The organism is Bradyrhizobium sp. WU425, from assembly GCF_021052305.1.
Taxonomy (GTDB): domain Bacteria; phylum Pseudomonadota; class Alphaproteobacteria; order Rhizobiales; family Xanthobacteraceae; genus Bradyrhizobium; species Bradyrhizobium canariense_D.
The window spans coordinates 4295976-4317480 of the sequence record NZ_CP088089.1 but is presented as its reverse complement, the minus strand read 5'-3'; the positions used below and the strand labels follow the sequence as shown (position 1 = coordinate 4317480).

Sequence of the window (21505 nt, the reverse complement as noted above, 5' to 3'; positions counted from 1 at the left end):
AGACGACCAGAGACGGAGAGCAACCCATGAAGACGATCGATCTGAATTGCGATCTCGGCGAAGGTTTTGGCGCTTGGGAGATGGGCAATGATGCCGCCATGATCGAGCTGGCGAGCTCGGTCAACGTCGCCTGCGGCTTCCACGCGGGCGACCCCGACATCATGCGCCGAACGGTCGAGCTGGCGAAGGCGCGCGGCGTCTCGGTCGGCGCGCATCCTGGCTATCGCGACCTGCACGGCTTCGGCCGCCATCCGATCGCGGGCCTGAAGGCCTCCGAGATCGAGAACCTCGTCGCCTACCAGATCGGCGCGCTGCAGGCGATCGCGACCGCGGCCGGCCACAAGGTAACGCATGTGAAGGCGCATGGCGCGCTCTCCAACGTCGCCTGCGAGGACGACATGACGGCGAAGGCGATCGCCGCCGGCATCAAGGCGGTCGACCCGAGCCTGATTTTCGTCGTGCTCGCCAATTCCAAGCTGGTGAAGGCCGGCGAAGCCGCCAATCTGCCGATGGTGCACGAGGTGTTCGCCGACCGCGCCTATGAGGACGACGGCAATCTCGTCTCGCGCAAGAAGCCCGGTGCAGTGCTGCATGACGCCAAGGCCATCGCCGACCGCGTGGTGCGCATGGTGCAGGACGGCGCGGTGGTCTCGGTCACCGGCAAGGTCATCAAGATGCGCACCGACACGGTCTGCATCCACGGCGATACGCCGGGCGCCGTCGACATCGCGCGCGGTCTGCGGCAGGCTTTGAAGGATGCAGGGATCGAGGTCGCGCCGTTCAAGCGCGGAGCGTGATCAGAACGGGTGTACCGACAGCGTGCCGAACACGATCGCGGCGATGACGGCGAAGGCGCTGTACATTGCGGCATGATGCACGCTCGCACCGGTCCGCCGCGAGAGCGAGCGCGCGTAGAAGTGCAGCCTGGCTTCCGCCGATAGTTCGCGCATGGTCGATCTCCAACGCCCCATTCGGACGATTATGAAGGATCAACCGGGGTGGCGGGCAAGAGACCGGCGGAAATAGCGATGCGGGTTCTCTGAAAACCCCGCATCGCAGGAGCAAATTCTCCTCGCCCGCCACTTCCGAGAATCTTATTCGCTCAAATCCGAGCCAGTTGGAACCGGCTCGGATGACCGTAGGATGACATCTAGTAGACGTCAGCCTGGAAGCGGCCCGTCTTCTTGAGTTCTGCGACAAAACTGACGGCTTCGTCGGTCGAACGCGCCCCGAATTGGGCGACGATATCGACCAGTGCACGCTCGACGTCCTTGGCCATGCGTTTGGCATCGCCGCAGATGTAGAAATGCGCCCCCTCGGCGAGCCACGTCCACACCTCGCGGCCGACCTCGCGCATGCGGTCCTGCACATAGAACTTCTTCTCGCCGTCGCGCGACCAGGCCAGCGACATACGCGTGAGCAGGCCCGAGGTCTTCATCGCGTTGAGCTCCTCCTGGTAGAAGAAGTCGCAATCGCTGCGCTGATGGCCGAAGAACAGCCAGTTCTTGCCAGGCGCACCGGTCGCCTTGCGGTCGAACAGGAAGGCGCGGAACGGCGCAATGCCGGTGCCGGGGCCGATCATGATGATCGGCGTCTTCGGATCCTGCGGCAGGCCGAAATTGTGCGCCTTCTGCACATAGACCTTGAGCTTCTCGCCCTCAGCGATGCGCTCGCCGAGGAAGGTCGAGGCAACGCCGATGCGCTTGCGTTTGCCGATCACGTAGCGCACGGAATCGACCGTCAGCGACAGCTTTCCAGGCGTCGCATTGTGCGAGGACGAGATCGAATAGAGCCGCGGCTGCAGCGGCTCGAGCGCCTCCACGAAGGCTTCGGGATGCGGCCGCGTGCCCGAGAACTTCTGCAGCGCCGCCATGACGTCGAGCGTTGCGGCATCGCCATCGGGATCCTCGCCCTGTGCCAGCGCCCGCGCCTTCTCGCGCTGCGCGCCGCCGGTGATGAAGGAGAGCAGTTCGAATAGCGTGTCGGGCGCCGGCGACAACGAGACGTCGTCGATCAGCACCTCGCGCAGCGTCTTGCCGTTGACCTTCGTGGTGTGGGAGGCACCGAGCAACGCGATGACCTGGTCGACGAGGCCGAGCTCGTTCCGCGCGAACACGCCAAAACTGTCACCGACGACGTAGTCGAGTTTGCTCTCGGAGAGATCGAACTCGACGTGATAGGTTTCCTTCTCGGACTTTCCCTTGTTGAGAAGACGGCGCGACAGGAAGGTCGCCGCAACGGGGTTGTCCCGCGAGCGGCCGGGCTCGGCGATCGTCACGGTCACGGCGGGGGCCGCCACCGCGTCTTGCTTGTCAGCCGGCTTTGCCGCCGGCGCCTTGTCCAGCTCTTCGTGCAACGACTTCAGCATCCGTGCGGTTTCCTTGCCACCGGGGACGCAGAGGTTGAGGCGCGCTTCACTGCGGCTCGCGATCGCCTCCGAATAGTCGTGGCAATTGTAGCCGCACTGCCCGCAATCCTGCTGCGCCATCGCCGCCATCATCTTGCGCCGCACGGGACGGCCTTCGGCGAGCTTCATCCGATCGGCGATCGGCATGGTCTGGTCGTGCCACGGCGCTTCACCGTCGTCACCGTCACCAGCCTGCATGACCGCGGCGCCCTGCTCCGCCGACAGCGGCGTGGCCGCCTCAGGCGACAGCAGCCCGGCAAAGAAGCCGTTCAGCCAGGAGCGTTGCGCGTCGGAGAACGGGGCGCTCGTGGGAATAATGTCGAGTTTGGGTGGAGGGCTGATCTGGTTCATGAGGACACCTCGGCATCGGCAAGCTTGCGCAGCGTCTCGCCGTCGTGGCGGCGCGCAAAGGACAGGAAGGTTTCGTCAGGAGACGAGCGATGGGCGATATAGGCCTTGAGCAGCCCTTCGACCGTCTTCGGCGCGTCCTCGGCCTTGAGGTCGTGATAGACCTCCTGACCGACGTCGGCGTCAGGACCGAACCCGCCGCCGGTGAAGAGATGATAGCCCTCCACCGTGTCCTCCTCGTTGACAGGCACGCGCGCCCCGATCAGACCGATGTCGCTGATGTAGTGCTGGGCACAGGAATGGTGGCAGCCGGTGACGTGGATGTTGACCGGCTTGTCCATCTCGACGCGCGGCTCGCACCATTCGCCGATCTCGGCGGCGTGACGCTTGGTGTTGGAGGCGGCAAAGCGGCAACCGGCATTGCCGGTGCAGGCGATCAGGCCGGCGCGGATGTGCGAGGCCTCGGCCGCGAGCCCGATCTGCTTGATCGCCGCAACGGCAAGCTCGACATTCTCGTCACGCACCCCTGATATCAGCAGGTTCTGCCAGACGGTCAGACGGATCTCGCCGTCACCGAGGTCCAGCGCCACCTTGGCGAGACCCCGCATCTGATCGCAGCTGATCTTGCCGAGCGTCAGCGACACGCCGATCCAGTTCAAGCCGTCCTGCTTCTGCTTGTGCACGCCGATATGCGCCATGCGGTCCGCGGCCGGCCGCGGCGCAAACGCCTCTTCCGTCACGCGCGTGAACGGCGTCTTCAGCCGCTCTTCGACCAGCTTGAGAAAGCCGTCATGGCCCATGGCGTCGAGCACGTATTTCAACCGCGCCTTGTTGCGGTTGGTGCGGTCGCCGTGCTCGATGAAGACGCGCACGATGGCGTCGGCAACGGCGGTAGCGTCTCCAGGCTTGACGACGATGCCGGAATATTTCGCAAAGTCCTTGTGGCCGGTGATGCCGCCGAGGCCGAGGCGGAACCAGATCCCGGGTTCGACGCCGAACCCATCCTTCACCTCATACGCCGTGAAGGCGATGTCGTTGGTCTCCTCGAGCACCGCGATCTTGCCGGCGCCGTCGAAGGCGACGTTGAACTTGCGCGGCAAGCCATACAACGAGCGATCGTTCAGGATGTGGTAGTGCCACTCGCGCGCATAAGGCCGCGTGTCGATCAGCTCCTGCGGATCGATGCCCGCCGTCGGCGTTCCCGTCACGTTGCGGATGTTGTCGGCGCCGGAGCCGCGCGAGCACAGGCCGAGATCCTGTATGCCCTCGATCAGCTTCACGGCGTTCTTCGGCGGGATCTCGCGAAGCTGGAGATTGGCACGCGTCGTGACGTGGCTGTAGGGCCCGCAGGTTTCATCGGCGAGGTCGGCAAGGCCGGACAGTTGCCAGTGCTTCATGATGCCGTTCGGAATGCGCAGACGGCACATGTAGGAGTCCTGCGTCGGCGCGACGTAGAAGATGCCGTAATAGCGCCAGCGGAAATTATCCGCCGGGCTCGGCGGCGTATTGTCGAGCGCCTGCTGGCGGAGACGCGGATAGGCATCGAAGGGATGCTCGTCGCGCTTGACCTTCTCCTGGTCGGCGAGCTTCTTGCCCGCGGCGATCACCTTGTCCTGCGCCTTGATGTGCACGGCATCGGGACCGGTCGGCTCGGCGTTCGCCTTGCCGGCGCCGCCGCCGAGACCGCGACCGACCCGGCTGATCTGCAGACCGGTCGTGAAGCCTTCAAGGTAGCGTTTCTGGTCGTCGGTAAAGTCGACTGAGACGGTGTCGAGTTTCATGGTCAGTAACGAAGCTCCTGCGGCCACCTGGGTGGTTTCGACGGAAAGTGCACGACCCGCGAGGAGCTCGGCTGGCTCGAGAGCCGGCTGCGCACCCAGCGGTCCGAACAGCTTCGTTGCTGGGGACTGGCGCAGCAGGCATCTGTGACAGGCTGGCCGCACTGCAACATTCAAGTTGCGTGCCAGCTTCGATGAAATGAAAATGTGTGAGGTATCAGGTAATTAAGAGCGCGCCGGGGAACTCTGGGCTCCGGAACTCTTATGAAATTCGAGCAGTCGGCCTAAAATTTAAACTCGGATCTCCAGCGCTCAAAAACGATGCAGACCCGAATCACACCTTCCAGCGGCCCACCTCGAAGGCCTCGAGATGCCCCCGAATATTGGCGGGATCGAAGGCGGGGCCGGCGAATGCGCCGAATGCCGCGGGGGCTTGGGCGGGCGGCCGGCGCCCGAGGGCGCCGTCGTAGAGATCGGGCCTGAACACGGCCATCGCCGTCTTGACGCCGTCGGGCGTCAGCGTCGTCTGCCCCCAGCGCACCATCTGCGCATAGAGCCAGGCGGCCTGGACCGGATCGGGGCGCCCTGCTTCCTCGCGTCCCACCAGGAGGTAGCTGCCGCTCTCGCGAAAGGTGCCGTCCGGCGAAATCTTGAGGCGCCCCGTGAGGGTGCGCTGGATGACTTCGGCATCGACGCCGATCCGCTCCGGCTGCGCCAGGATCTGCGCCGCTTCGGTCCGGTTTTCGGGATGCTCGATGAACTCGGCGGCTTTCACCGCCGCGCGCACCAGGCTGGCTACCACGTCGGGATTCTTGTCAGCCCAGACCTGGCGGAGCGCCAGCACCTTCTCGGCCGCATGGGCCAGGATGTCGGAGACGAAATGCAGGATGTGGCCGATCCCGAGATCGACCGCGATCGAATTCCAGGGCGCACCGACGCAGAACGCATCGACATGCCCATTGGCAAGACTGTCGACCATATAGGGCGGCGGCAGCACGACCAGCCGCACGTCCTCGTCGGGATCGACGCCGGCCGCCGCCATCCAGAACCGCAATTGATAATTGTGGGTCGAGAACGGGAAGGTCATGCCGAAGGTCAACGGATCGGCCCCAGCCTTGCGCCGCTTGGTGACCACGCGCGCCAACGCTTTTGCCGTGGCGAGCGGATCGAAGCGGTCGCCGTCGATCTCCTCCATCAGCGCGGTATGAAGCGCCGGCGAGACCGTGATCGCGTTGCCGTTGATGCCGAGATTGAAGGGCGCCGCGATCGGCACCTTGACGTGGCCGAGCCCGAGCGAGGACGCAATCGCGACGGGAGCGAGCAGATGCGCGGCGTCGAACAAGCCGATATTGAGCTTGTCGCGGACGTTGGACCAGGAGACCTCGCGGACCAGTTCGACCTCGAGCCCTTCAGCCGCGGCAAATCCCTTGTCGACGGCAACGATCAGCGCTGCGGCATCGACCAGCGGAATGAACCCGATGCGGAGGGGAGCGGTCATTTCAGCATCTCCGACGCGGTGATGATCGACTGGGCGATCTCGCCGATTTTCTTCTTCTCGCGCATCGCAGTGGAGCGCAGCAGCACATAGGCCTCGTCCTCGGTGAGGCCTTTCACCTTCATCAGGATGCCCTTGGCCTTCTCGATGACCTTGCGATCCTCGAGCTGCGACTTGGTACGCTCCAGTTCCTCCTGGAGTTTTGCGAAGGCATTGAAGCGCGACACGCACAGGTCGAGGATCGGCTTGATGCGCTCCTTCCTCAGCCCGTCGACGATATAGGCGGAGACCCCCGCCTCGACCGAGGCCTGGATCGAGGATGAATCGCTCTGGTCGACGAACATCGCGATCGGCCGCTTCACGGCGCGGCTGACCTGGAACATCGCTTCCAGCACGTCGCGGCTGGGGTTTTCCAGATCGATCAGGATGATGTCGGGATCGACCGCATAAATCCGGGCGAGCAGGCTCTGCATCTCGCGGATATGGACGATCTGCGTAAATCCGGCCTCCCGCAACCCTTCTTCGAGGATCGCAGCCCGGATCGGGCTTTCGTCGACGATCACGATTTTGGGCGACTGTTCGGCGCTCATTGCTCACTCACCACCAGTGATTCATCCATAGCATGCCCGCGAGCCATGCAAAGGGTTGTAATTATGGGCAATTGGGACTAGCTCAACCCTGTCAATCAGGCAGATTTGGATATGGATCAGACGGCTGCGCCGAAGGTCAGCTTCGTGTCGCTCGGGTGCCCCAAGGCTTTGGTGGATTCCGAGCGCATCATCACGCGTCTGCGCGCCGAGGGCTACGAGCTCGCCCGCAAGCATGACGGGGCCGACATCGTCATCGTCAACACCTGCGGCTTCCTCGACAGCGCCAAGCAGGAATCGCTCTCGGCGATCGGCGAGGCCATGGCCGAGAACGGCAAGGTGATCGTGACCGGTTGCATGGGGGCGGAACCCGAGCAGATCGAGCAGGCCTATCCCGGCGTGCTCTCCATCACCGGCCCGCAGCAATATGAGAGCGTGCTGGACGCCGTGCATCGCGCGCTGCCGCCCGCCCACAATCCGCATCTCGATCTGGTGCCGCCGCAAGGCATCAAGCTGACGCCGCGGCACTATGCCTATCTGAAAATCTCCGAGGGCTGCAACAACCGCTGCACCTTCTGCATCATCCCGAAGCTGCGCGGCGACCTGGTCTCGCGACCGGCCAACGACGTGCTGCGCGAGGCCGAGCGCCTGGTCGACGCCGGCGTGAAAGAGCTGCTGGTGATCTCGCAGGACACTTCGGCCTATGGCGTCGATCTGAAATACGCCGAGAGCCCGTGGAAGGATCGCCAGGTCCGCGCCAAATTCATCGACCTCGCGCGCGAGCTCGGCGAGCTCGGCGCCTGGGTCCGGCTGCAATATGTCTACCCCTACCCGCATGTCGACGAGGTCATCGCGCTGATGAACGAGGGCACGGTGCTGCCCTATCTCGACATCCCGTTCCAGCATGCGAGCCCCGAAGTACTGAAGGCCATGAAGCGCCCGGCGGCGCAGGACAAGACGCTGGCGCGCATCAAGCGCTGGCGCGAGCAATGTCCTGATCTCGCTTTGCGCTCGACCTTCATCGTCGGCTTCCCCGGCGAGACCGATGCGGACTTTGCCTATCTCCTCGACTGGCTGGACGAAGCCGAGATCGATCGGCTCGGCTGCTTCAAGTACGAGCCGGTCGCCGGCGCCACGGCGAATGCGATCGAGAACCCCGTGCCGGAAGAGATCAAGCAGGAGCGCTACAATGCACTGATGGCGCGCCAGCAGAAAATCTCTGCGCGCAGGCTGAAGCGCAAGGTCGGCACGCGCCAGCAGATCATCATCGACGAGGTCGGCCCGACCGTCGCAAGGGGCCGCTCCAAGGCTGATGCGCCCGAGATCGACGGCGCCGTCTACCTGTCGAGCCGCCGCCCCTTGCGCGTCGGCGAGATCGTCACCGCCAAGATCGAGCGCGCGGACCAGTACGACCTCCACGGCAGCGTCGCGGGATTCTGAGATTCCGGTCGCGGCACGCCGGCAAGACCGGCGCGCCTTAGGCATTTTCCACCAGCCGGCGTTCAGGCTGGGCGTGCCCGAACTACGAGGTCATGTCGCTTCTCCCGACGCCTGCTGTTCGTCGCGTGCGGCGAACACTTCCTTGGCTGCGAACAGCCCGTTCAGCGCCGCCGGGAAGCCCGCATAGACGGCCATCTGCATCATGATCTCCACGATCTCGTCGCGAGACAGGCCGACGTTCAGACCCGCCTCGAGATGCACTTTGAGCTGAGGCGCGGCATTTCCGAGCGCCGTCAGCGCGGCGATCGTGGCGATCTCTCGATCGCGCAGGCCGAGGTCCGGGCGGCAGTAAATGTCGCCGAACGGAAACTCGATCACGTATCGTGCGAAATCCGGAGCTATGTCGGCGAGTGAGGCGACGACCTTTTCGCCGGCACTGCCGTCAATACGTGACAGGGCCCGCTGACCGCGATCGAAGCGACTTTCGTCTTGTGTTTGGGCGTGCGTCATTTTCCTTCGTCCTCTGTTCGTCGCTGGCATAGCCGGCGATCTTGGTATCAAGGACGAGCAGGCATTCCTGGAGTTCGGCAATCTGCGTGCGTACCTGTTCCCGGTGGACTTCCAGAATCTGCCGCCGGCTTGTGCCGGTAGCGTCGCCTTCATCCCGAAGCGCCGCGTAACGCAACATGCCCCGGATCGGCATTCCCGTGGTCTTGAGCCGCCCAAGGAATGCGATCCATGTGAGGATCGATGCGTCAAAGTCGCGCTGGCCGGAGCGATCCCGGTCGGCGTATGGCAGCAGCCCGATGCGCTCATAATAGCGCAGCGTGTGCGTCGACAGGCCGGTCCGTTTTGCGAGGTCGCCGATCTTCATGTGTGCCCGTTCTCGTACTGACGCACGTACAGATACCCCTTCGAGCGCGCTCTAAGTCAAGGGGGATCGAAGGTGCAAAGATTTCGGCGCGCCGGCTGGGCGGCAGCGTCGCGGCACTCCGAGCTTCAAGATTCCGCCAGCCATTTCGGCACCCAGCGCTCCGGGCGCGGGGCGCGGGCAAGATCGGCTTGCGCCTCCGACAGCTTCGCGGGCTCGCCCTCGATGGTCGGGCGCACATCATATTCGAAGTTCGGCATGACGCGGCCGTCGGCATAGAGACCGAATTTCATGGCGTACCACAGCCCGAGCTCGGGCTGTGCGCGGCGCATCTCCTCACGCAGATCGCGCAGCAGGGATTCGATCGAGGCGGCTTCCTCGAACGGCTGCGGCCCGCGCGACAGGACGCGCGCCTCGTACTGCTTGCCGACGATCGCGACCTCGAAATGCGTCTTGTCCCAGGCGTTCTTGCCCTTGGGGAGATGCGCGGTCAGGCGCCAGCCGAGCTCGGCCATCAGGCGATGATTGGCCCAATAGTCTTCGCGCTCCCGGCTCCATCTTTCCATGAAGCCGCGAAAGTCGGGCAGCTCCGAGGGATGGTTATCGGCCGCCGCCGTCTCCCCGGTCGGCCGTCCTGTCAGCCACTGCGCGAGTTCGACCGTCTGGCATTCGACCTCGTCATGTGGCTTCAGATCGCTCCAAGCGTTGTCGAATTGCTGTGATGTCAGTTTTGCCAGCAGACCATCGAGGCTCGGCGCCAGCAGCTCGTGATCGCCCTCGGACCCAAGCCCCACGATCGGCGGATTGTCGCGGTCGAGACCCGCGCCATACCAGCCGCCAACAGCCGAGCCATCCGACAGCCGCATGAACAGCGAAAACCGGTCGCGCAAGGGACTGCCGTCAACAATAGGCGCCTGATCGGAAAACTGGCCCTGCAGCGAGAAGCAGCCGACGCTGCCCCAGGGCCGTCCCTTCAGCCAGCCGGCAAAGTCCAGCAACAGCGGCGGCGCCTCGATGCCCGGCGGAAACGCGCCGCGAATGCTGTCGAGGTCGATCGAATAAGGCGTGTCGGACAAGGCTTAAAACTATCTGGTTGGTCCCGCCCCTCTTGGTCCGAACCGTCATCCGTTCGGTTCGAGCCAATTCGCGTTCGCTGATCACAAACGCGCTAGAGACGTAATGGTTTCCAGCCGCCCATCTCTCTCCTGCCCCATGCACGCTGGGCGTGTGGTCTGCAAGGCGGCGCTTGACAAGCCCGGCCATTCGCGTGTATTGCCGCGCCCCATGATCAACGCTCGGACCCATCAGCGCACCGAAATGCTCCGCCGTCGCTTCCGCGACGATGAGAGGGTGCGCCATGTCCGACGACGCCGCTGAAGCACTGAATTCAGCGTAGGTTTTCGAGAAGGCCGTACCCGCAAGGTGCGGCCTTTTTGCTTTTCGCGCCCCCTTTTCCACCCGCCTCCAGAGGAGTTCGACATGACCACCGCCACCCATCCGTATGACGCGTTGATGGACATCGCCGCTCGGCCCAAGGCCGTGTTCGTCCGCGGCGCCGGCTCCTACCTCTGGGATGACAGCCGCAAGCGCTATCTCGATTTCGTACAGGGCTGGGCGGTCAACTGCCTCGGCCACTCCCCGCCCGCGATCGCCAACGCGCTTGCGGCGCAGGCCAAGCGGCTGCTGACGCCAAGCCCCGCCTTCTACAACGAGCCAAGCCTGAAGCTCGCGCAGGCGCTGGTTGCAAACAGCGCGTTCGACCAGGTGTTCTTTGCCAATTCCGGCGCGGAAGCCAACGAGGGCGCGATCAAGCTCGCGCGCAAATATGGCAGCCTGCATCGAGGTGGCGCGTTCGAGATCATCAGCTTCGAAGGCGGCTTTCACGGCCGCACCTTGGCGACGATGTCGGCCTCGGGCAAGAAGGCCTTTGAGCCGCTGTTCGAGCCAAAGGTCGCCGGCTTCAAGAAGGCGAAGCTCAACAACATCGCCTCGGTCAAAAAGCTGATCAACGACAACACCGTCGCCGTGATGATCGAGCCGATCCAGGGGGAATCAGGCGTATGGCCGGCGACCGATCAGTTCTTGCAGGAGTTGCGCGCTCTCACCGACGCGCACGGCCTCCTCCTGATCTTCGACGAGATCCAGACCGGGATGGGCCGGACCGGCAAGCTCTTCCACTACGAGCACACAGGCATCGCGCCCGACATCATGACGCTCGGCAAGGGCATCGGCGGCGGCGTGCCGCTCGCGGCGCTGCTCGCGACCGAACGCGCGGCCTGCTTCGAGCACGGCGACCAGGGCGGCACGTTCAACGGCAACCCGATCATGTGCGCGGCGGGGCTTGCGGTGCTCGACGAGGTCAGCAAGCCGGAGTTCCTGAAGACGGCGACCGAAACCGGGCTGCTGCTCGAAAGCGAGCTGCAGAAGGTCTCGGCGCGGCATGGGCTCGGGGAAGTGCGAGGTCGCGGGCTCCTGCTCGCGCTCGACCTCAAGCTGCCGATCGCGCCCGGCATCGTCGCGCAGGCGTTCGAGGCCGGCGTCCTCCTCAACGCGCCGCAGGTCGACACGTTGCGCTTCATGCCGGCGCTGAACGTCACGCGGGCCGAGATCGCCGAGATGATCGATTGTCTCGACGGTATCTTGACCAGAGCCGGCGCGGCACGGCGAGTGGCGTAGACGGCTCGCTCTCTCTCCGTCATGGCCGGCTTGTCCCGGCCATGTACGCCTTGAGGCGCGGCACGAACAACGTGGATGCCCGGGACAAGCCCGGGCATGACGACTTCGGCAAGACGTTCTCTACGGCTTCAAGATCGACGCGCCCGTGGTCTTGCGACTCTCGAGATCGATATGCGCCTTGGCGGCGTCTTTGAGCGCGTAGGCATGGTTGATCGGCACGTGGAGCTTGCCGTTAATGACGGCGGCGAACAGCGTGTCAGCGCCTTCCAGCAACTCCTTGCGCGTTCCGATATAGTCGTTGAGCTTGGGCCGGGTCGCAAACAGCGAGCCGTGGGTGTTGAGCTCGGCGATCGAGAACGGCGGCACCGGGCCTGAGGCATTGCCGAAGGAGACGAACATCCCGCGCGGCTTCAGGCAGGACAGCGAGCCTGGGAACGTCGCCTTGCCGACACCGTCATAAACCACGTCGCAGCCCTCGTTGCGGCTGATCTGTTTGACGCGCGCAACGAAGTCTTCCTCGTTGTAGAGGATCACATGGTCGCAGCCATTGGCCTCGGCAAGCGCAGCCTTCTCGCGCGAGCCGACGGTGCCGATGACGTGGGCACCCATTGCCCTCGCCCATTGGCAGGCAAGCAGGCCGATGCCGCCGGCCGCGGCGTGGATCAGCACGCGATGATGCGGCTCGACCTTGAAGGTCTTGTGCAGGAGATACCACACCGTCAGCCCCTTCAGCATCAGCACGGCGCCCTGCTCGTGGGTGATGTGGTCGGGCAGCTTGACCAGCCGCTCCCAGGGGATGTTGCGCTCGCCGGTATAGGCGCCGAGATTGTGGTAGTAGGCGACGCGGTCGCCGGGATGGAAATTCGTCACGCCCGGCCCGACCGCGACGACCTCGCCCGAGGCTTCGTTGCCGGCGATGAAGGGCAGCCCCGGCGCCTTGTAGAGGCCGGTGCGGTAATAGACGTCGATGAAGTTCAGGCCGACGGCATGCTGGACGATGCGCACCTCGCCGGGCCCGGGCGCCGGAACATCGACGCTCTCATAGACCAGGGCTTCGGGGCCTCCGACCTTGTGCACACGGACGGCTTTGGTCATCACCTGACCTCCTTTTCTCGCGGGCCAGCGAAAGACATCGCGCCCGCCTTGTCAACTCGACGCGGGCTGGAACGCCTAGACCGACGGCTTGCCGGTCTTCCTGCGGTTGCGTTTCGCTAGCACGTTGAAAAACTCGACCGCTGCCGAGAACGCAATCGCGAAATAGATGTAGCCGCGCGGGATGTGGAATTGGAATCCGTCCGCAACCAGCGCGACGCCGATCAGCACCAGGAAGGCCAGAGCCAGCATTTTCGTGGTCGGATGCTCCGCGACGAACCGCGACACCGGTCCGGCCGAAATGTACATGATGAGACAGGCGATCACGACGGCCGCGATCATGATTTCGAGGTCCTGCGCCATGCCGATCGCCGTGATGATCGAGTCCAGCGAGAACACGATGTCGATGATCACGATCTGGACGATGACCCAGAAGAAAGCGTTACGAGGTGACTTCTCGCCGCCCTCGCCGTCATCGGCTTCGACCTCGCCATGAATCTCGTGCGTCGCCTTCGCAATCAGGAACAGACCGCCGCCGATCAGGATGAGGTCGCGCCAGGAGAAGCCGTAACCGGAAAACGAAAACACCGGCGCGGTCAGGCCGATCAGCCAGACCAGGAGGCTGAGCAGGATGATGCGGAAGATCAGCGCCAGCGCGAGCCCGATCTGGCGGGCGCGGTGCGCCTGCTTCTCGGGAATGCGCGAGACGATCACCGACAGGAAGATGACGTTGTCGATGCCGAGCACGATCTCGAGCGCGGTCAAGGTGAGGAGCGCGGCCCAGGCTTCGGGGCTGGTCAACAGGTGCATCATGCGAAGGATCTTGTCAGCCGTATCAATGCGTCGCTGAAGCTGATCCAGAGCGCGATCGCGCAGAGCGCGACAGTCACACCGGTGCCGACGCGAAAGTCCATCTGCAGCGTGTAGAAGGAGAGCAGAGCCCAGATGGCGATCAGCGACATCGTCAGCCAGCGCAGCCGCACGACGCGCACCGGATGCAGCACGTGGAACGGCACGAAGGTCAGCACCACCAGGGCCGCTACTAGCAGCGTCGAGAGCAGCGGCGGCCAGTGCAGCAGAAACAGATAGAACGCCGCCGCATTCCACAGCGCCGGAAAACCGCGGAAATGATTGTCGTCCGCTTTCATGCGCAGATCGGCGAAATATAATGCGCTGGTGACGATGATGGCGACGCCGAGCAGGGGAGCTGCGACCGGCAGCAGCAAGCCGCTGGCCACGATCGCATAGGCCGGCACGAAGACGTAAGTGACGAAATCGACCACGAGGTCGAGCACGTCGCCCGACCAGTTCGGCTGCACGTCCTTGACGTTGAGCCGGCGCGCGATCGGCCCATCGATCGCGTCGATGATGAGGGCGACGCCCAGCCATTGAAACATCGCCGCCCAGTGCTCACGCACGGCCTCAAGCATCGCCAGCAGCGCGATCGCCGCACCGAACGCGGTGAAGATGTGCACCGAGAAGGCAGCGGCGCGGATCGCGGGCCTGGGCTTCAGGGAATCCTCTTGGCTGTCCATGACTTCTGCTATCAGAATGACACCGGTTTGCACATAAGCCATTGCGGCGCCTGGTCGCACAATTCGTCATAAAATCAGGGAAATATGAGTGGGCTTGAATTTGCCGCGGGGCATGTCCAATGTCGTTCCATGACAGATGCATCGACACTCTTTGACGCGGCCGTGATCGGCGGCGGACCGGCGGGACTGAGCGCCGCCATCGCATTGGCGCAGGCGGGCGCACGGACCGCGCTGGTGGCGCGTCGCATGCCTTATGCCGACAATCGAACCACGGCGCTACTCGGTGCCTCCGTCGATCTGCTGGAGAGCCTCGACGTCTGGCCGCGCTGCAAGGACAAGGCGGCCGCGCTCGAAATCATGCGGCTCGTCGACGACACCGGCCGGCTGTTTCGTGCGCCGGAGGTCCGGTTCTCCTGCCACGAAATCGGCCTCGATGCCTTCGGCTACAACATCGACAACCGCTCGCTGATGCTGGCGCTGGAAGCGCGCGCGGCCGAACTGCCCGATGTCGTCCGTTTCGACGACGAGGCCGAAACTGTCGTCATCGAAGCCGATGACGTCGCGATCCGCACGGCCGCTGCGCAATTTCTCTCGGCCCGCCTCGTGGTCGGGGCCGACGGCCGGCATTCGCTGTGCCGCGAAGCCTCCGGCATCGCGGTGACGCGGCGCGAGCTGACCCAGACGGCACTGACTTTCAACGTCGGGCACGCGCGGCCCCACCGCAACGTCTCGACCGAGTTCCACACCCCGCATGGTCCTTGCGTGTTCGTGCCCCTGCCCGGCGATCGTTCCAGCGTCGTCTGGGTCTCGGCGCCTGCGGACGCCGAGCGGCTTCGCGGCCTGAGCGATGAGGAATTGTCCGCCGCGATCGAGAAGCAGTCGCATTCGATCCTCGGGCGCATGACGGTGGAGCCGGGCCGCCATCTGTTCCCGCTGGCGATCGAACGTCCCAAATCCTTCGGCGGCGACCGCATTGCGCTGGTCGGCGAAGCCGCCCATGTGGTTCCCCCGATCGGCGCCCAGGGTCTCAATCTCGGCCTCCGCGATGCCGCCGACATTGCGAGGCTTGCAGGCGAGGCCATCGCATCAGGCCAAGATCCCGGCGCAGCAGACGTGCTCAAGCGTTATGACCGGGCGCGGCGTCCGGACATCCTGAGCCGGACCTTTGCGATCGACATCGCCAACCGCTCGCTGCTCAACGATTTCCTGCCACTCCAGCCCGTCCGCGCGGTCGGCATGCACCTGCTCGGCGCGATCGGCCCGCTCCGGCGTTTTGCGATGCGCGAGGGGCTCACGCCGACTTGGCGGAAGTAACCGCCGCTCAAGGAAACGCCAGCCGGCCAGTCTGGATCGCCCACATCACGCTGGTCAGCGTGACCACGGACGCAAACGTCCCGAGCAGCACCGCGACGGAGGCAGACTCGATCCAGGCGTCGTTCTGCCGGGCGATGACGAACACGTTTAGCGCCGGCGGCAGCGAGGCCATCAGCACGGCGGTCGCGGCCCAGGGCTGCGCAAACGGGCCGAGCGCCAGCATCAGGCCGAAAGCTGCAAGCGGATGGATCAGGAGCTTGATCGCGATCACGCCCGGCACTTCCCACGGGACCCGATCGAACGGGCGGAGCGCCACGGTCACGCCGAGCACGAACAGCGCGGTCGGAGCGGCTGCGTTCTGGAGGAAGGTGATGGTGCGATCGAGTGCGACGGGCATCTCGATATGCAGCGATGCGAAGGCCGCGCCAAAGCAGGCCGACATGATCAGCGGGTTGAGCACGATCTGCTTCAGCACGACGCCGAAGGCATGCACGATCGAGGGATGATCGCGGTCGGAGAGCTCGATCAGCAACGGCACGATCGTGAACAGGAAGATGCTGTCGCAGCAGAAGATCAGCGCAGTCGGCGCGGAGGCCTTCGGCCCGAGCACGGCGAGCGCCAGCCCCGGTCCCATGTAGCCGATATTGCCGTAGCCGCCGGAGAGCCCGGCGAGCGTCGCCTCGCGCAGCGTCAGCCCGCCCAAAACCTTGCCGACGACCAGCGCGAGTGTGAACGCCGCAACGGTCGACAGGGTGGTCGCGACCAGGAACGGCGGGTTGTTCAATTCCGAAAACGGCGTCTTCGACATGATCGCAAACAGCAGCGCCGGCAGCGACACATAGAGCAGGAAGAAGTTCATCCAGGCGAGGCCCGATTCCGGCAGGGATTTGACCTTGCCACAGGCGAATCCAACGAAGATCAAGCCGAAATATGGTAGAGCCAGATTGAGGATATCGACCATTGATGAAGTGTTTTCTGAAGATTGGGGGCCTATCTGCCCCGCAACCGGGTTAATTCCAGATCAGGGCACTAGCATCGGCCACAATCCTGGTCTATCGACGGGGAATGATTAAAGCGCGGACCGCCAAATTCCAGATCGGACAGGTCGTGCGCCACCGGATCTTCTCGTTCCGGGGCGTGATCTTCGACATCGATCCGGAATTCAACAACACCGAAGAGTGGTGGCTGTCGATCCCCGAGGAGGTGCGGCCCCACAAGGACCAGCCGTTCTATCACCTGCTCGCGGAGAACTCGGAGTCGGAATACGTCGCCTATGTCTCCGAGCAGAATCTCGTGCCGGACGATTCCGGCGAGCCGGTCCGGCATTCCCAGGTCGCCGAGATCTTCGTCAAGGACAAGACCGGCTATCGCCCGCGCAATCCTTCGCTGAACTGAGTTTCGAAGCCATCAACTGGCCAGCAAAAAAGGCGCTCGAACCGAGCGCCTTTTTCATATGCGGGATTGATCCCTGATTACTTCTGTCCGGCCGGAGCGGCGCCAGGCGCTTGCTGCTGCTTCTTCTGCAGCTCTTCAGCCTTCTTCTGGAGCTCTTCCTGCAGCTTCCTCTGGGTTTCCTCGAACACCTTCGGATCGGTCGGCGGGCCGTCATAGGCCTTCTGGAATTCGCCGGCGAGCGGCAGCGGCAGCGTCAGCGGTGCGCCGTTGGCATTGATCGCCTGAACAACGAGGTTCTGGCCCTTCTTCATGTTGTTGATAAACTCGGGCGTGGCTTCGTAGTCGGACATGCAGCCGTTCTGGAAGCAGATCACATACGGGCTCTGCAACGGCGGATTGTTGTCCACGATGATGCGGGTGCCGTGCACCAACTGCATGCCGAGCGGCAGCGTCACGCGCAGGATCTTTTTCGGCTCGCCTTCTGGCTCGATGATGACGGCCGCGATGACCGGCTGGCCCGACTCGATACGGCCGTCCTTGCCGGTGAAGCAGACCTGCTTGGCATTGGCGTCCTGGCCCTTGAGGCAGAACTTGGTCCAGGGGGCGTAGATCAGCTGGATTTGCTGATCGGCCGGCTGGGCCGCGCCCTGCTGCGCTGGAGCGCCCTGCGCCGGAGCGCCCTGGGCGGGTGCCGGCTGGGCCGGTGCCTGAGCGGCCGGCGCCGGAGCCTTGGGGGCAGCCTTCGGAGCGGCCTTCGGGGTCGCCTTGGGCGCGGGCGTGCCCGGAGCTGGCGCGGGAGCCTGGGCCTCGGCGGCAAACGGGACGGCCAACGCCGTCGCCGTCAACAAGGCGAGAAGTCGCCCGCGCGGCCGGACGGACGCGGCCAAGTAACGGAAATTCATTGCGGAAAACCCTTTCTGAACGGGAAGTGCCCGAACCGCTTCGACGCACCGAGCCTGGCCGCGTTGGGCGCGGCTCTCTCCCCGTCAAATGAGGCAGATAAGTGACGGGCTCGGCGCTCTTGCGCGATTGCGTGCCTTCTTAACGTGGCCGACGAAAAGATCAATGCCGACAAGCGCCTTTGACCGCGCGTCGGCGTGCGCCCCCGGGAAAATCCCTGTGATAGGATTCAGGCCTGCGGTCCTCGAATCAACGTGTCCACATGTTCATGTTCCAGCGCCTTCTCGAGGGCCGTCCTGAAGGTCTTTGCGTCCGCCTCTGTGTCCTGGCTTTCGCCTTGGGGCTCCCGTTTTCCTTGGGGCTTCCGGCCAGCGGCGCAGAGGCCGAGGAAGCCCACGCCATCGCCATGCACGGCAAGCCGGCGATGCCTGCCGGTTTCACCCACATGCCTTACGTCAACCCTGACGCCCCCAAGGGCGGCCGGCTGACCTGGGGCGTTCTCGGCACCTTCGACAGCCTCAATCCCTTCATCGTCAAGGGACTGGCCGTGCAGCCGGTCCGGAACTACGTGGTCGAGAGCCTGCTCGCGCGCGGCAATGACGAGCCGTTCACGCTCTACGGACTGCTCGCCAGATCGGTCGAGACCGATGACGAGCGCAGCTTTGTCACGTTCCACATCGATCCCCGCGCGCGCTTCTCCGACGGCAAGCCGGTCCGCGCCGAGGACGTGCTGTTCTCCTGGCAGTTGCTGCGCGACCACGGCCGCCCCAACCACCGGCAATATTACGGCAAGGTGGCAAAGGCCGAGGCGCCGGATCCCCTCACCGTCCGCTTCGACCTTGCGGGAGCCAATGACCGCGAACTGCCGCTGATCCTCGGCCTGATGCCGATCCTGCCGAAACATGCGGTCGACGTCGCGGCTTTCGAGGAGACGACGCTGTCGGGCCCGGTCGGCTCCGGCCCCTATCGCGTCACCGCCGTGAGGCCCGGTGCCAGCGTGACGCTCACCCGCAATCCCGACTATTGGGGCCGTGACCTCGCCATCAATCGCGGGCTCTACAATTTCGAGGAGATCAGGCTCGACTATTTTCGCGAGGCCAACGGCCAGTTCGAAGCTTTCAAGCGCGGCCTCTATGATTTCCGCATCGAGCACGAGCCGCTGCGCTGGCACGACGGCTACGACTTTCCCGCGGCGAAGAATGGCGACGTGATCCGCGACACCTTCAAGCCGGGCGTGCCGCAACCTTCCGAATTTCTGGTGTTCAACACGAGGCGTCCCATATTCGCCGACATCCGCGTGCGCCAGGCCTTGACGCTGCTGTTCGATTTCGAGCTGGTGAACCGCAACTACTTCTTCAACCTCTACTCGCGCGTCGCCGGCTATTTTGCCGGCTCGGACCTCTCAGCGTATGGCAAGCCTGCGGATGCGCGCGAGCGCGAGTTGCTCAAGCCGTTCGCCGCGCAGATCCCGCCTGACATCATGGACGGCAGCTACCGCCTGCCGGTGACCGACGGTTCGGGCCGCGACCGGACCACGCTGCGCGCGGCGCTGAAGCTGTTGTCGGAGGCCGGCTACGATCTCGACGGCACCGTGCTGCGCAACCGTGCGACCAAGGCGCCCTTCACCTTCGAGATCCTGGTCACGACCCGCGACCAGGAACGCGTCGCGCTTGCCTTTCAGCGCGACCTCAGGCGCGCCGGCATCGAGCCCAGCGTGCGATCGGTCGATCCCGTGCAGTTCGACCAGCGCCGGCTCGCCTACGAATTCGACATGATCCAGAACCGCTGGGACCAGTCCCTGTCGCCCGGCAACGAGCAATATTTCTACTGGGGGAGCGCTGCCGCCGACAGTCCGGGCACCCGCAACTACATGGGGGCCCGGGATCCCGCGGTCGATGCGATGATCGCCGCACTGCTGGAAGCCCGTGAACACACGGATTTCGTATCCGCGGTGCGGGCGCTCGACCGCGCTTTGATCTCCGGTTTCTATACAATCCCCCTGTTTAACGTATCCGAGCAATGGATCGCGCGCTGGAATCGGATAGAACGGCCAGAGGCCACCTCGCTGTCCGGCTATTTGCCGGAGACCTGGTGGTCGAAGGGGCAGCCGCAAGCTCATCAAGCAAAGTGACGCCGTGAACCAGCCAGCCGTATCGCCGACGCTCGACACACTGTTTCAGCGCACGCTGATGCGGCAGCCGCACGCGACCGCTCTGCTCGACCCCCTGAACAAGTTCCGCGTGACCGGGCACGAGCCGCGGCGGATGAGCTATGCCGAGGCTGACACCGCCATCGAGGCGCTGTCCGCCTATTTCGTCGAATCAGGCCTGCCGGCCAATTCCGTCATCGCCATCCAACTGCCGAATACGGTCGAGTTCGTGCTCACCGTTCTCGCCGCCCATCGCGCCGGTCTTGTCGTCGCCGTGCTGCCGCTGCTCTGGCGCCATGCCGAACTGACCGCCGCTCTCAATCGTACCGCGGCGCGCGCCATCGTCACCATGAGCACGGTCGACGGCGTCAGCTATGCCGATCTCGCCATGCACGCGGCCGCGGAAGCCTTCTCGATTCGCCATGTCTGCGGCTTCGGCACCAACCTGCCCGAAGGCATGGCCTCGCTCGACGACGTGCAGGCCCGTCCGCCCGGCACAGCGCGCGCCGTGATTCAGGATGGCCGCAAGGCGGCGATGATCTCCTTCGACGTCACCGCCGAAGGCTTTCGTCCGGTGCCGCGGCCGCATTTCAGCCTGATCGCCGGGGGGCTCGCGATGTCGCTGGAAGCCGACATCAGGCAAGGCGCAACCGTGATGGCGGCGTTCACGCCGATGTCGTTCGCAGGGCTCGCCTCCTCGCTCGCGGTGTGGCTGCTGTGCGGCGGCACGCTGGCGCTGCATCACCCCTTCGAGAACGACGTGCTGGAGCAGCAGATCAATGCGCACGAATGCGACGTGCTGATCGCACCGGCACAGTTCGCCCAGCGGCTCGGCGATTCCGAGCTGGCGGCGCGGATGCCGAGCTTGCGCAACGTCATCGGCCTGTGGCGCGCCCCCGAGCAGGTGTCGGCGAGCGAGGCATGGATTGCGCCGCATGCGCCTTTCACGGACGTCTATCTGTTCGGCGAGGCCGGATTGTTCGGCGCCCGGCGTGGCGAGGACGGCATGCCGGTGCCGGTGATGCCGGGACCGCACGGCGCGCCGCGCGAGCAGTCGGGTTCGTCGATCGCCGGCGAGATTCTGCTGACGCCGAAGGGCACGCTCGGGCTGCGCGGCCCGATGGTGCCGATCGCGGCCTACGCCCCGCCGCCGCCGGTCGGCGACAGCCTGATCGCGCAGCCGCCACGCGACTATGTCGACACCGGCTACGCCGCGCGGCTCGACCGTCCCAGCGGCGCGATCTGCATCACCGCGCCGCCCTCCGGGATCATGGCCGTCGGCGGCTACCGCTTCCTCTCCAACGACCTGCAGGAATGGGCGCGCCGGCTCGGTCAGGGCGCGCTGCTGACCGCGCTGCCTGACCGGCTCTCCGGTCACCGGCTCGCGGGCCGGGCCCAGGACAATGCCCGCGCCCGCGAGGCGCTCAGCGAACTCGGGCTTAACCCCCTGATGGTCGAAGCTTTTCGCGACCGTTCCGGGCCGGTCTAAGCGGAGTTTCGACCGTTCCATTGACGCTA

General features: G+C 64.7%; 20 protein-coding genes. 7 read left to right on the top strand and 13 right to left on the bottom strand.

Annotated elements, in window-relative coordinates; translation table 11 throughout:
- Positions 1 to 26: 26 nt before the first annotated feature.
- On the top strand, positions 27 to 797 hold the full coding sequence (locus BcanWU425_RS20950; protein WP_018457913.1) for a LamB/YcsF family protein: 771 nt from the start codon (positions 27 to 29) through the stop codon (positions 795 to 797).
- On the opposite strand, the gene BcanWU425_RS20945 is transcribed toward BcanWU425_RS20950, so the two are convergent.
- The 5 genes from BcanWU425_RS20945 to BcanWU425_RS20925 all read right to left on the bottom strand — a co-directional run bounded on the left by BcanWU425_RS20945 (position 798) and on the right by BcanWU425_RS20925 (position 6618).
- A complete protein-coding gene (locus BcanWU425_RS20945; protein ID WP_007590908.1) occupies positions 798 to 950 on the bottom strand; it encodes a hypothetical protein in 153 nt (50 codons plus the stop codon).
- Positions 951 to 1150: 200 nt separating this feature from the next.
- Positions 1151 to 2758: a sulfite reductase subunit alpha gene (locus BcanWU425_RS20940; protein WP_018457914.1), complete on the bottom strand. Its 1608-nt coding sequence runs from the start codon at positions 2756 to 2758 to the stop codon at positions 1151 to 1153.
- Positions 2755 to 4536 carry a NirA family protein gene (locus tag BcanWU425_RS20935; RefSeq protein WP_231188528.1) on the bottom strand — a complete coding sequence of 594 codons (1782 nt, stop codon included), beginning with the start codon at positions 4534 to 4536 and terminating at the stop codon, positions 2755 to 2757. Before BcanWU425_RS20935 ends, BcanWU425_RS20940 begins: the two co-directional genes overlap by 4 nt.
- A 331-nt stretch (positions 4537 to 4867) precedes the next feature.
- A complete protein-coding gene (locus tag BcanWU425_RS20930) occupies positions 4868 to 6031 on the bottom strand; it encodes a CmpA/NrtA family ABC transporter substrate-binding protein (RefSeq protein ID WP_018457916.1) in 1164 nt (387 codons plus the stop codon).
- A complete protein-coding gene (locus BcanWU425_RS20925; RefSeq protein WP_007590901.1) occupies positions 6028 to 6618 on the bottom strand; it encodes an ANTAR domain-containing response regulator in 591 nt (196 codons plus the stop codon). The genes BcanWU425_RS20930 and BcanWU425_RS20925 overlap by 4 nt, the downstream gene beginning before the upstream one ends.
- A gap of 111 nt (positions 6619 to 6729) precedes the next feature.
- On the opposite strand from BcanWU425_RS20925, the gene rimO reads away from it, so the two are divergent.
- Positions 6730 to 8055 (top strand): 30S ribosomal protein S12 methylthiotransferase RimO, encoded by a 1326-nt coding sequence (gene rimO, locus BcanWU425_RS20920; RefSeq protein ID WP_204511252.1) that lies wholly within the window; start codon positions 6730 to 6732, stop codon positions 8053 to 8055.
- Positions 8056 to 8145: 90 nt separating this feature from the next.
- Here rimO and BcanWU425_RS20915 read toward each other — a convergent pair whose 3' ends face one another.
- The 3 genes from BcanWU425_RS20915 to BcanWU425_RS20905 all read right to left on the bottom strand — a co-directional run bounded on the left by BcanWU425_RS20915 (position 8146) and on the right by BcanWU425_RS20905 (position 10002).
- The gene (locus tag BcanWU425_RS20915) at positions 8146 to 8565 is read right to left on the bottom strand and encodes a carboxymuconolactone decarboxylase family protein (protein ID WP_026233462.1); all 420 of its coding nucleotides are present in this window, start codon (positions 8563 to 8565) and stop codon (positions 8146 to 8148) included.
- Entirely contained in the window at positions 8498 to 8929 is a 432-nt protein-coding gene (locus BcanWU425_RS20910) for a MerR family transcriptional regulator (RefSeq protein ID WP_204511253.1), read from the bottom strand. Before BcanWU425_RS20910 ends, BcanWU425_RS20915 begins: the two co-directional genes overlap by 68 nt.
- 125 nt (positions 8930 to 9054) lie before the next feature.
- Complete coding sequence (locus BcanWU425_RS20905; RefSeq protein ID WP_018457920.1) at positions 9055 to 10002, bottom strand: hypothetical protein; 948 nt, start codon at positions 10000 to 10002, stop codon at positions 9055 to 9057.
- A gap of 403 nt (positions 10003 to 10405) precedes the next feature.
- Here BcanWU425_RS20905 and BcanWU425_RS20900 point away from each other — a divergent pair, with 403 nt between their 5' ends.
- Entirely contained in the window at positions 10406 to 11602 is a 1197-nt protein-coding gene (locus BcanWU425_RS20900; protein WP_204511254.1) for an acetylornithine transaminase, read from the top strand.
- Positions 11603 to 11722: 120 nt separating this feature from the next.
- Here the strand turns inward: BcanWU425_RS20900 and BcanWU425_RS20895 are convergent, their stop codons facing one another.
- The 3 genes from BcanWU425_RS20895 to pcsA all read right to left on the bottom strand — a co-directional run bounded on the left by BcanWU425_RS20895 (position 11723) and on the right by pcsA (position 14271).
- A complete protein-coding gene (locus tag BcanWU425_RS20895) occupies positions 11723 to 12697 on the bottom strand; it encodes a quinone oxidoreductase family protein (RefSeq protein ID WP_018457922.1) in 975 nt (324 codons plus the stop codon).
- A gap of 75 nt (positions 12698 to 12772) precedes the next feature.
- Positions 12773 to 13507: a TerC family protein gene (locus BcanWU425_RS20890; RefSeq protein ID WP_018457923.1), complete on the bottom strand. Its 735-nt coding sequence runs from the start codon at positions 13505 to 13507 to the stop codon at positions 12773 to 12775.
- Entirely contained in the window at positions 13504 to 14271 is a 768-nt protein-coding gene (pcsA, locus tag BcanWU425_RS20885; RefSeq protein WP_085353096.1) for a phosphatidylcholine synthase, read from the bottom strand. The genes BcanWU425_RS20890 and pcsA overlap by 4 nt, the downstream gene beginning before the upstream one ends.
- Before the next feature lie 87 nt (positions 14272 to 14358).
- Between pcsA and BcanWU425_RS20880 the strand changes: the two genes are divergently transcribed.
- Complete coding sequence (locus BcanWU425_RS20880) at positions 14359 to 15543, top strand: UbiH/UbiF family hydroxylase (RefSeq protein WP_018457925.1); 1185 nt, start codon at positions 14359 to 14361, stop codon at positions 15541 to 15543.
- Between the two features lie 7 nt (positions 15544 to 15550).
- Here BcanWU425_RS20880 and BcanWU425_RS20875 read toward each other — a convergent pair whose 3' ends face one another.
- Positions 15551 to 16504, bottom strand: a complete 954-nt coding sequence (locus tag BcanWU425_RS20875; RefSeq protein WP_204511255.1) for an AEC family transporter — start codon at positions 16502 to 16504, stop codon at positions 15551 to 15553.
- A 104-nt stretch (positions 16505 to 16608) separates the two neighbouring features.
- On the opposite strand from BcanWU425_RS20875, the gene hspQ reads away from it, so the two are divergent.
- Positions 16609 to 16938 carry a heat shock protein HspQ gene (hspQ, locus tag BcanWU425_RS20870; RefSeq protein ID WP_018457927.1) on the top strand — a complete coding sequence of 110 codons (330 nt, stop codon included), beginning with the start codon at positions 16609 to 16611 and terminating at the stop codon, positions 16936 to 16938.
- 77 nt (positions 16939 to 17015) lie between these two features.
- On the opposite strand, the gene BcanWU425_RS20865 is transcribed toward hspQ, so the two are convergent.
- Positions 17016 to 17840 (bottom strand): invasion associated locus B family protein, encoded by an 825-nt coding sequence (locus BcanWU425_RS20865; protein WP_018457928.1) that lies wholly within the window; start codon positions 17838 to 17840, stop codon positions 17016 to 17018.
- Between the two features lie 260 nt (positions 17841 to 18100).
- Between BcanWU425_RS20865 and BcanWU425_RS20860 the strand changes: the two genes are divergently transcribed.
- Entirely contained in the window at positions 18101 to 19969 is a 1869-nt protein-coding gene (locus BcanWU425_RS20860) for an extracellular solute-binding protein (RefSeq protein ID WP_204511256.1), read from the top strand.
- Positions 19970 to 19973: 4 nt separating this feature from the next.
- The gene (locus BcanWU425_RS20855) at positions 19974 to 21476 is read left to right on the top strand and encodes an AMP-binding protein (protein WP_085353103.1); all 1503 of its coding nucleotides are present in this window, start codon (positions 19974 to 19976) and stop codon (positions 21474 to 21476) included.
- The last annotated feature ends 29 nt before the right edge of the window (positions 21477 to 21505 follow it).

Bases quoted from the DNA above. Each gene is read 5' to 3' on its own strand.
- BcanWU425_RS20950 (WP_018457913.1), top strand. From the start codon at position 27: ATGAAGACGATCGATCTGAATTGCGATCTCGGCGAAGGTTTTGGCGCT.
- BcanWU425_RS20945 (WP_007590908.1), bottom strand. From the start codon at position 950: ATGCGCGAACTATCGGCGGAAGCCAGGCTGCACTTCTACGCGCGCTCG.
- BcanWU425_RS20940 (WP_018457914.1), bottom strand. From the start codon at position 2,758: ATGAACCAGATCAGCCCTCCACCCAAACTCGACATTATTCCCACGAGC.
- BcanWU425_RS20935 (WP_231188528.1), bottom strand. From the start codon at position 4,536: ATGAAACTCGACACCGTCTCAGTCGACTTTACCGACGACCAGAAACGC.
- BcanWU425_RS20930 (WP_018457916.1), bottom strand. From the start codon at position 6,031: ATGACCGCTCCCCTCCGCATCGGGTTCATTCCGCTGGTCGATGCCGCA.
- BcanWU425_RS20925 (WP_007590901.1), bottom strand. From the start codon at position 6,618: ATGAGCGCCGAACAGTCGCCCAAAATCGTGATCGTCGACGAAAGCCCG.
- rimO (WP_204511252.1), top strand. From the start codon at position 6,730: ATGGATCAGACGGCTGCGCCGAAGGTCAGCTTCGTGTCGCTCGGGTGC.
- BcanWU425_RS20915 (WP_026233462.1), bottom strand. From the start codon at position 8,565: ATGACGCACGCCCAAACACAAGACGAAAGTCGCTTCGATCGCGGTCAG.
- BcanWU425_RS20910 (WP_204511253.1), bottom strand. From the start codon at position 8,929: ATGAAGATCGGCGACCTCGCAAAACGGACCGGCCTGTCGACGCACACG.
- BcanWU425_RS20900 (WP_204511254.1), top strand. From the start codon at position 10,406: ATGACCACCGCCACCCATCCGTATGACGCGTTGATGGACATCGCCGCT.
- BcanWU425_RS20895 (WP_018457922.1), bottom strand. From the start codon at position 12,697: ATGACCAAAGCCGTCCGTGTGCACAAGGTCGGAGGCCCCGAAGCCCTG.
- BcanWU425_RS20890 (WP_018457923.1), bottom strand. From the start codon at position 13,507: ATGATGCACCTGTTGACCAGCCCCGAAGCCTGGGCCGCGCTCCTCACC.
- pcsA (WP_085353096.1), bottom strand. From the start codon at position 14,271: ATGGCTTATGTGCAAACCGGTGTCATTCTGATAGCAGAAGTCATGGAC.
- BcanWU425_RS20880 (WP_018457925.1), top strand. From the start codon at position 14,359: ATGACAGATGCATCGACACTCTTTGACGCGGCCGTGATCGGCGGCGGA.
- BcanWU425_RS20875 (WP_204511255.1), bottom strand. From the start codon at position 16,504: ATGGTCGATATCCTCAATCTGGCTCTACCATATTTCGGCTTGATCTTC.
- hspQ (WP_018457927.1), top strand. From the start codon at position 16,609: ATGATTAAAGCGCGGACCGCCAAATTCCAGATCGGACAGGTCGTGCGC.
- BcanWU425_RS20865 (WP_018457928.1), bottom strand. From the start codon at position 17,840: ATGAATTTCCGTTACTTGGCCGCGTCCGTCCGGCCGCGCGGGCGACTT.
- BcanWU425_RS20860 (WP_204511256.1), top strand. From the start codon at position 18,101: ATGTTCATGTTCCAGCGCCTTCTCGAGGGCCGTCCTGAAGGTCTTTGC.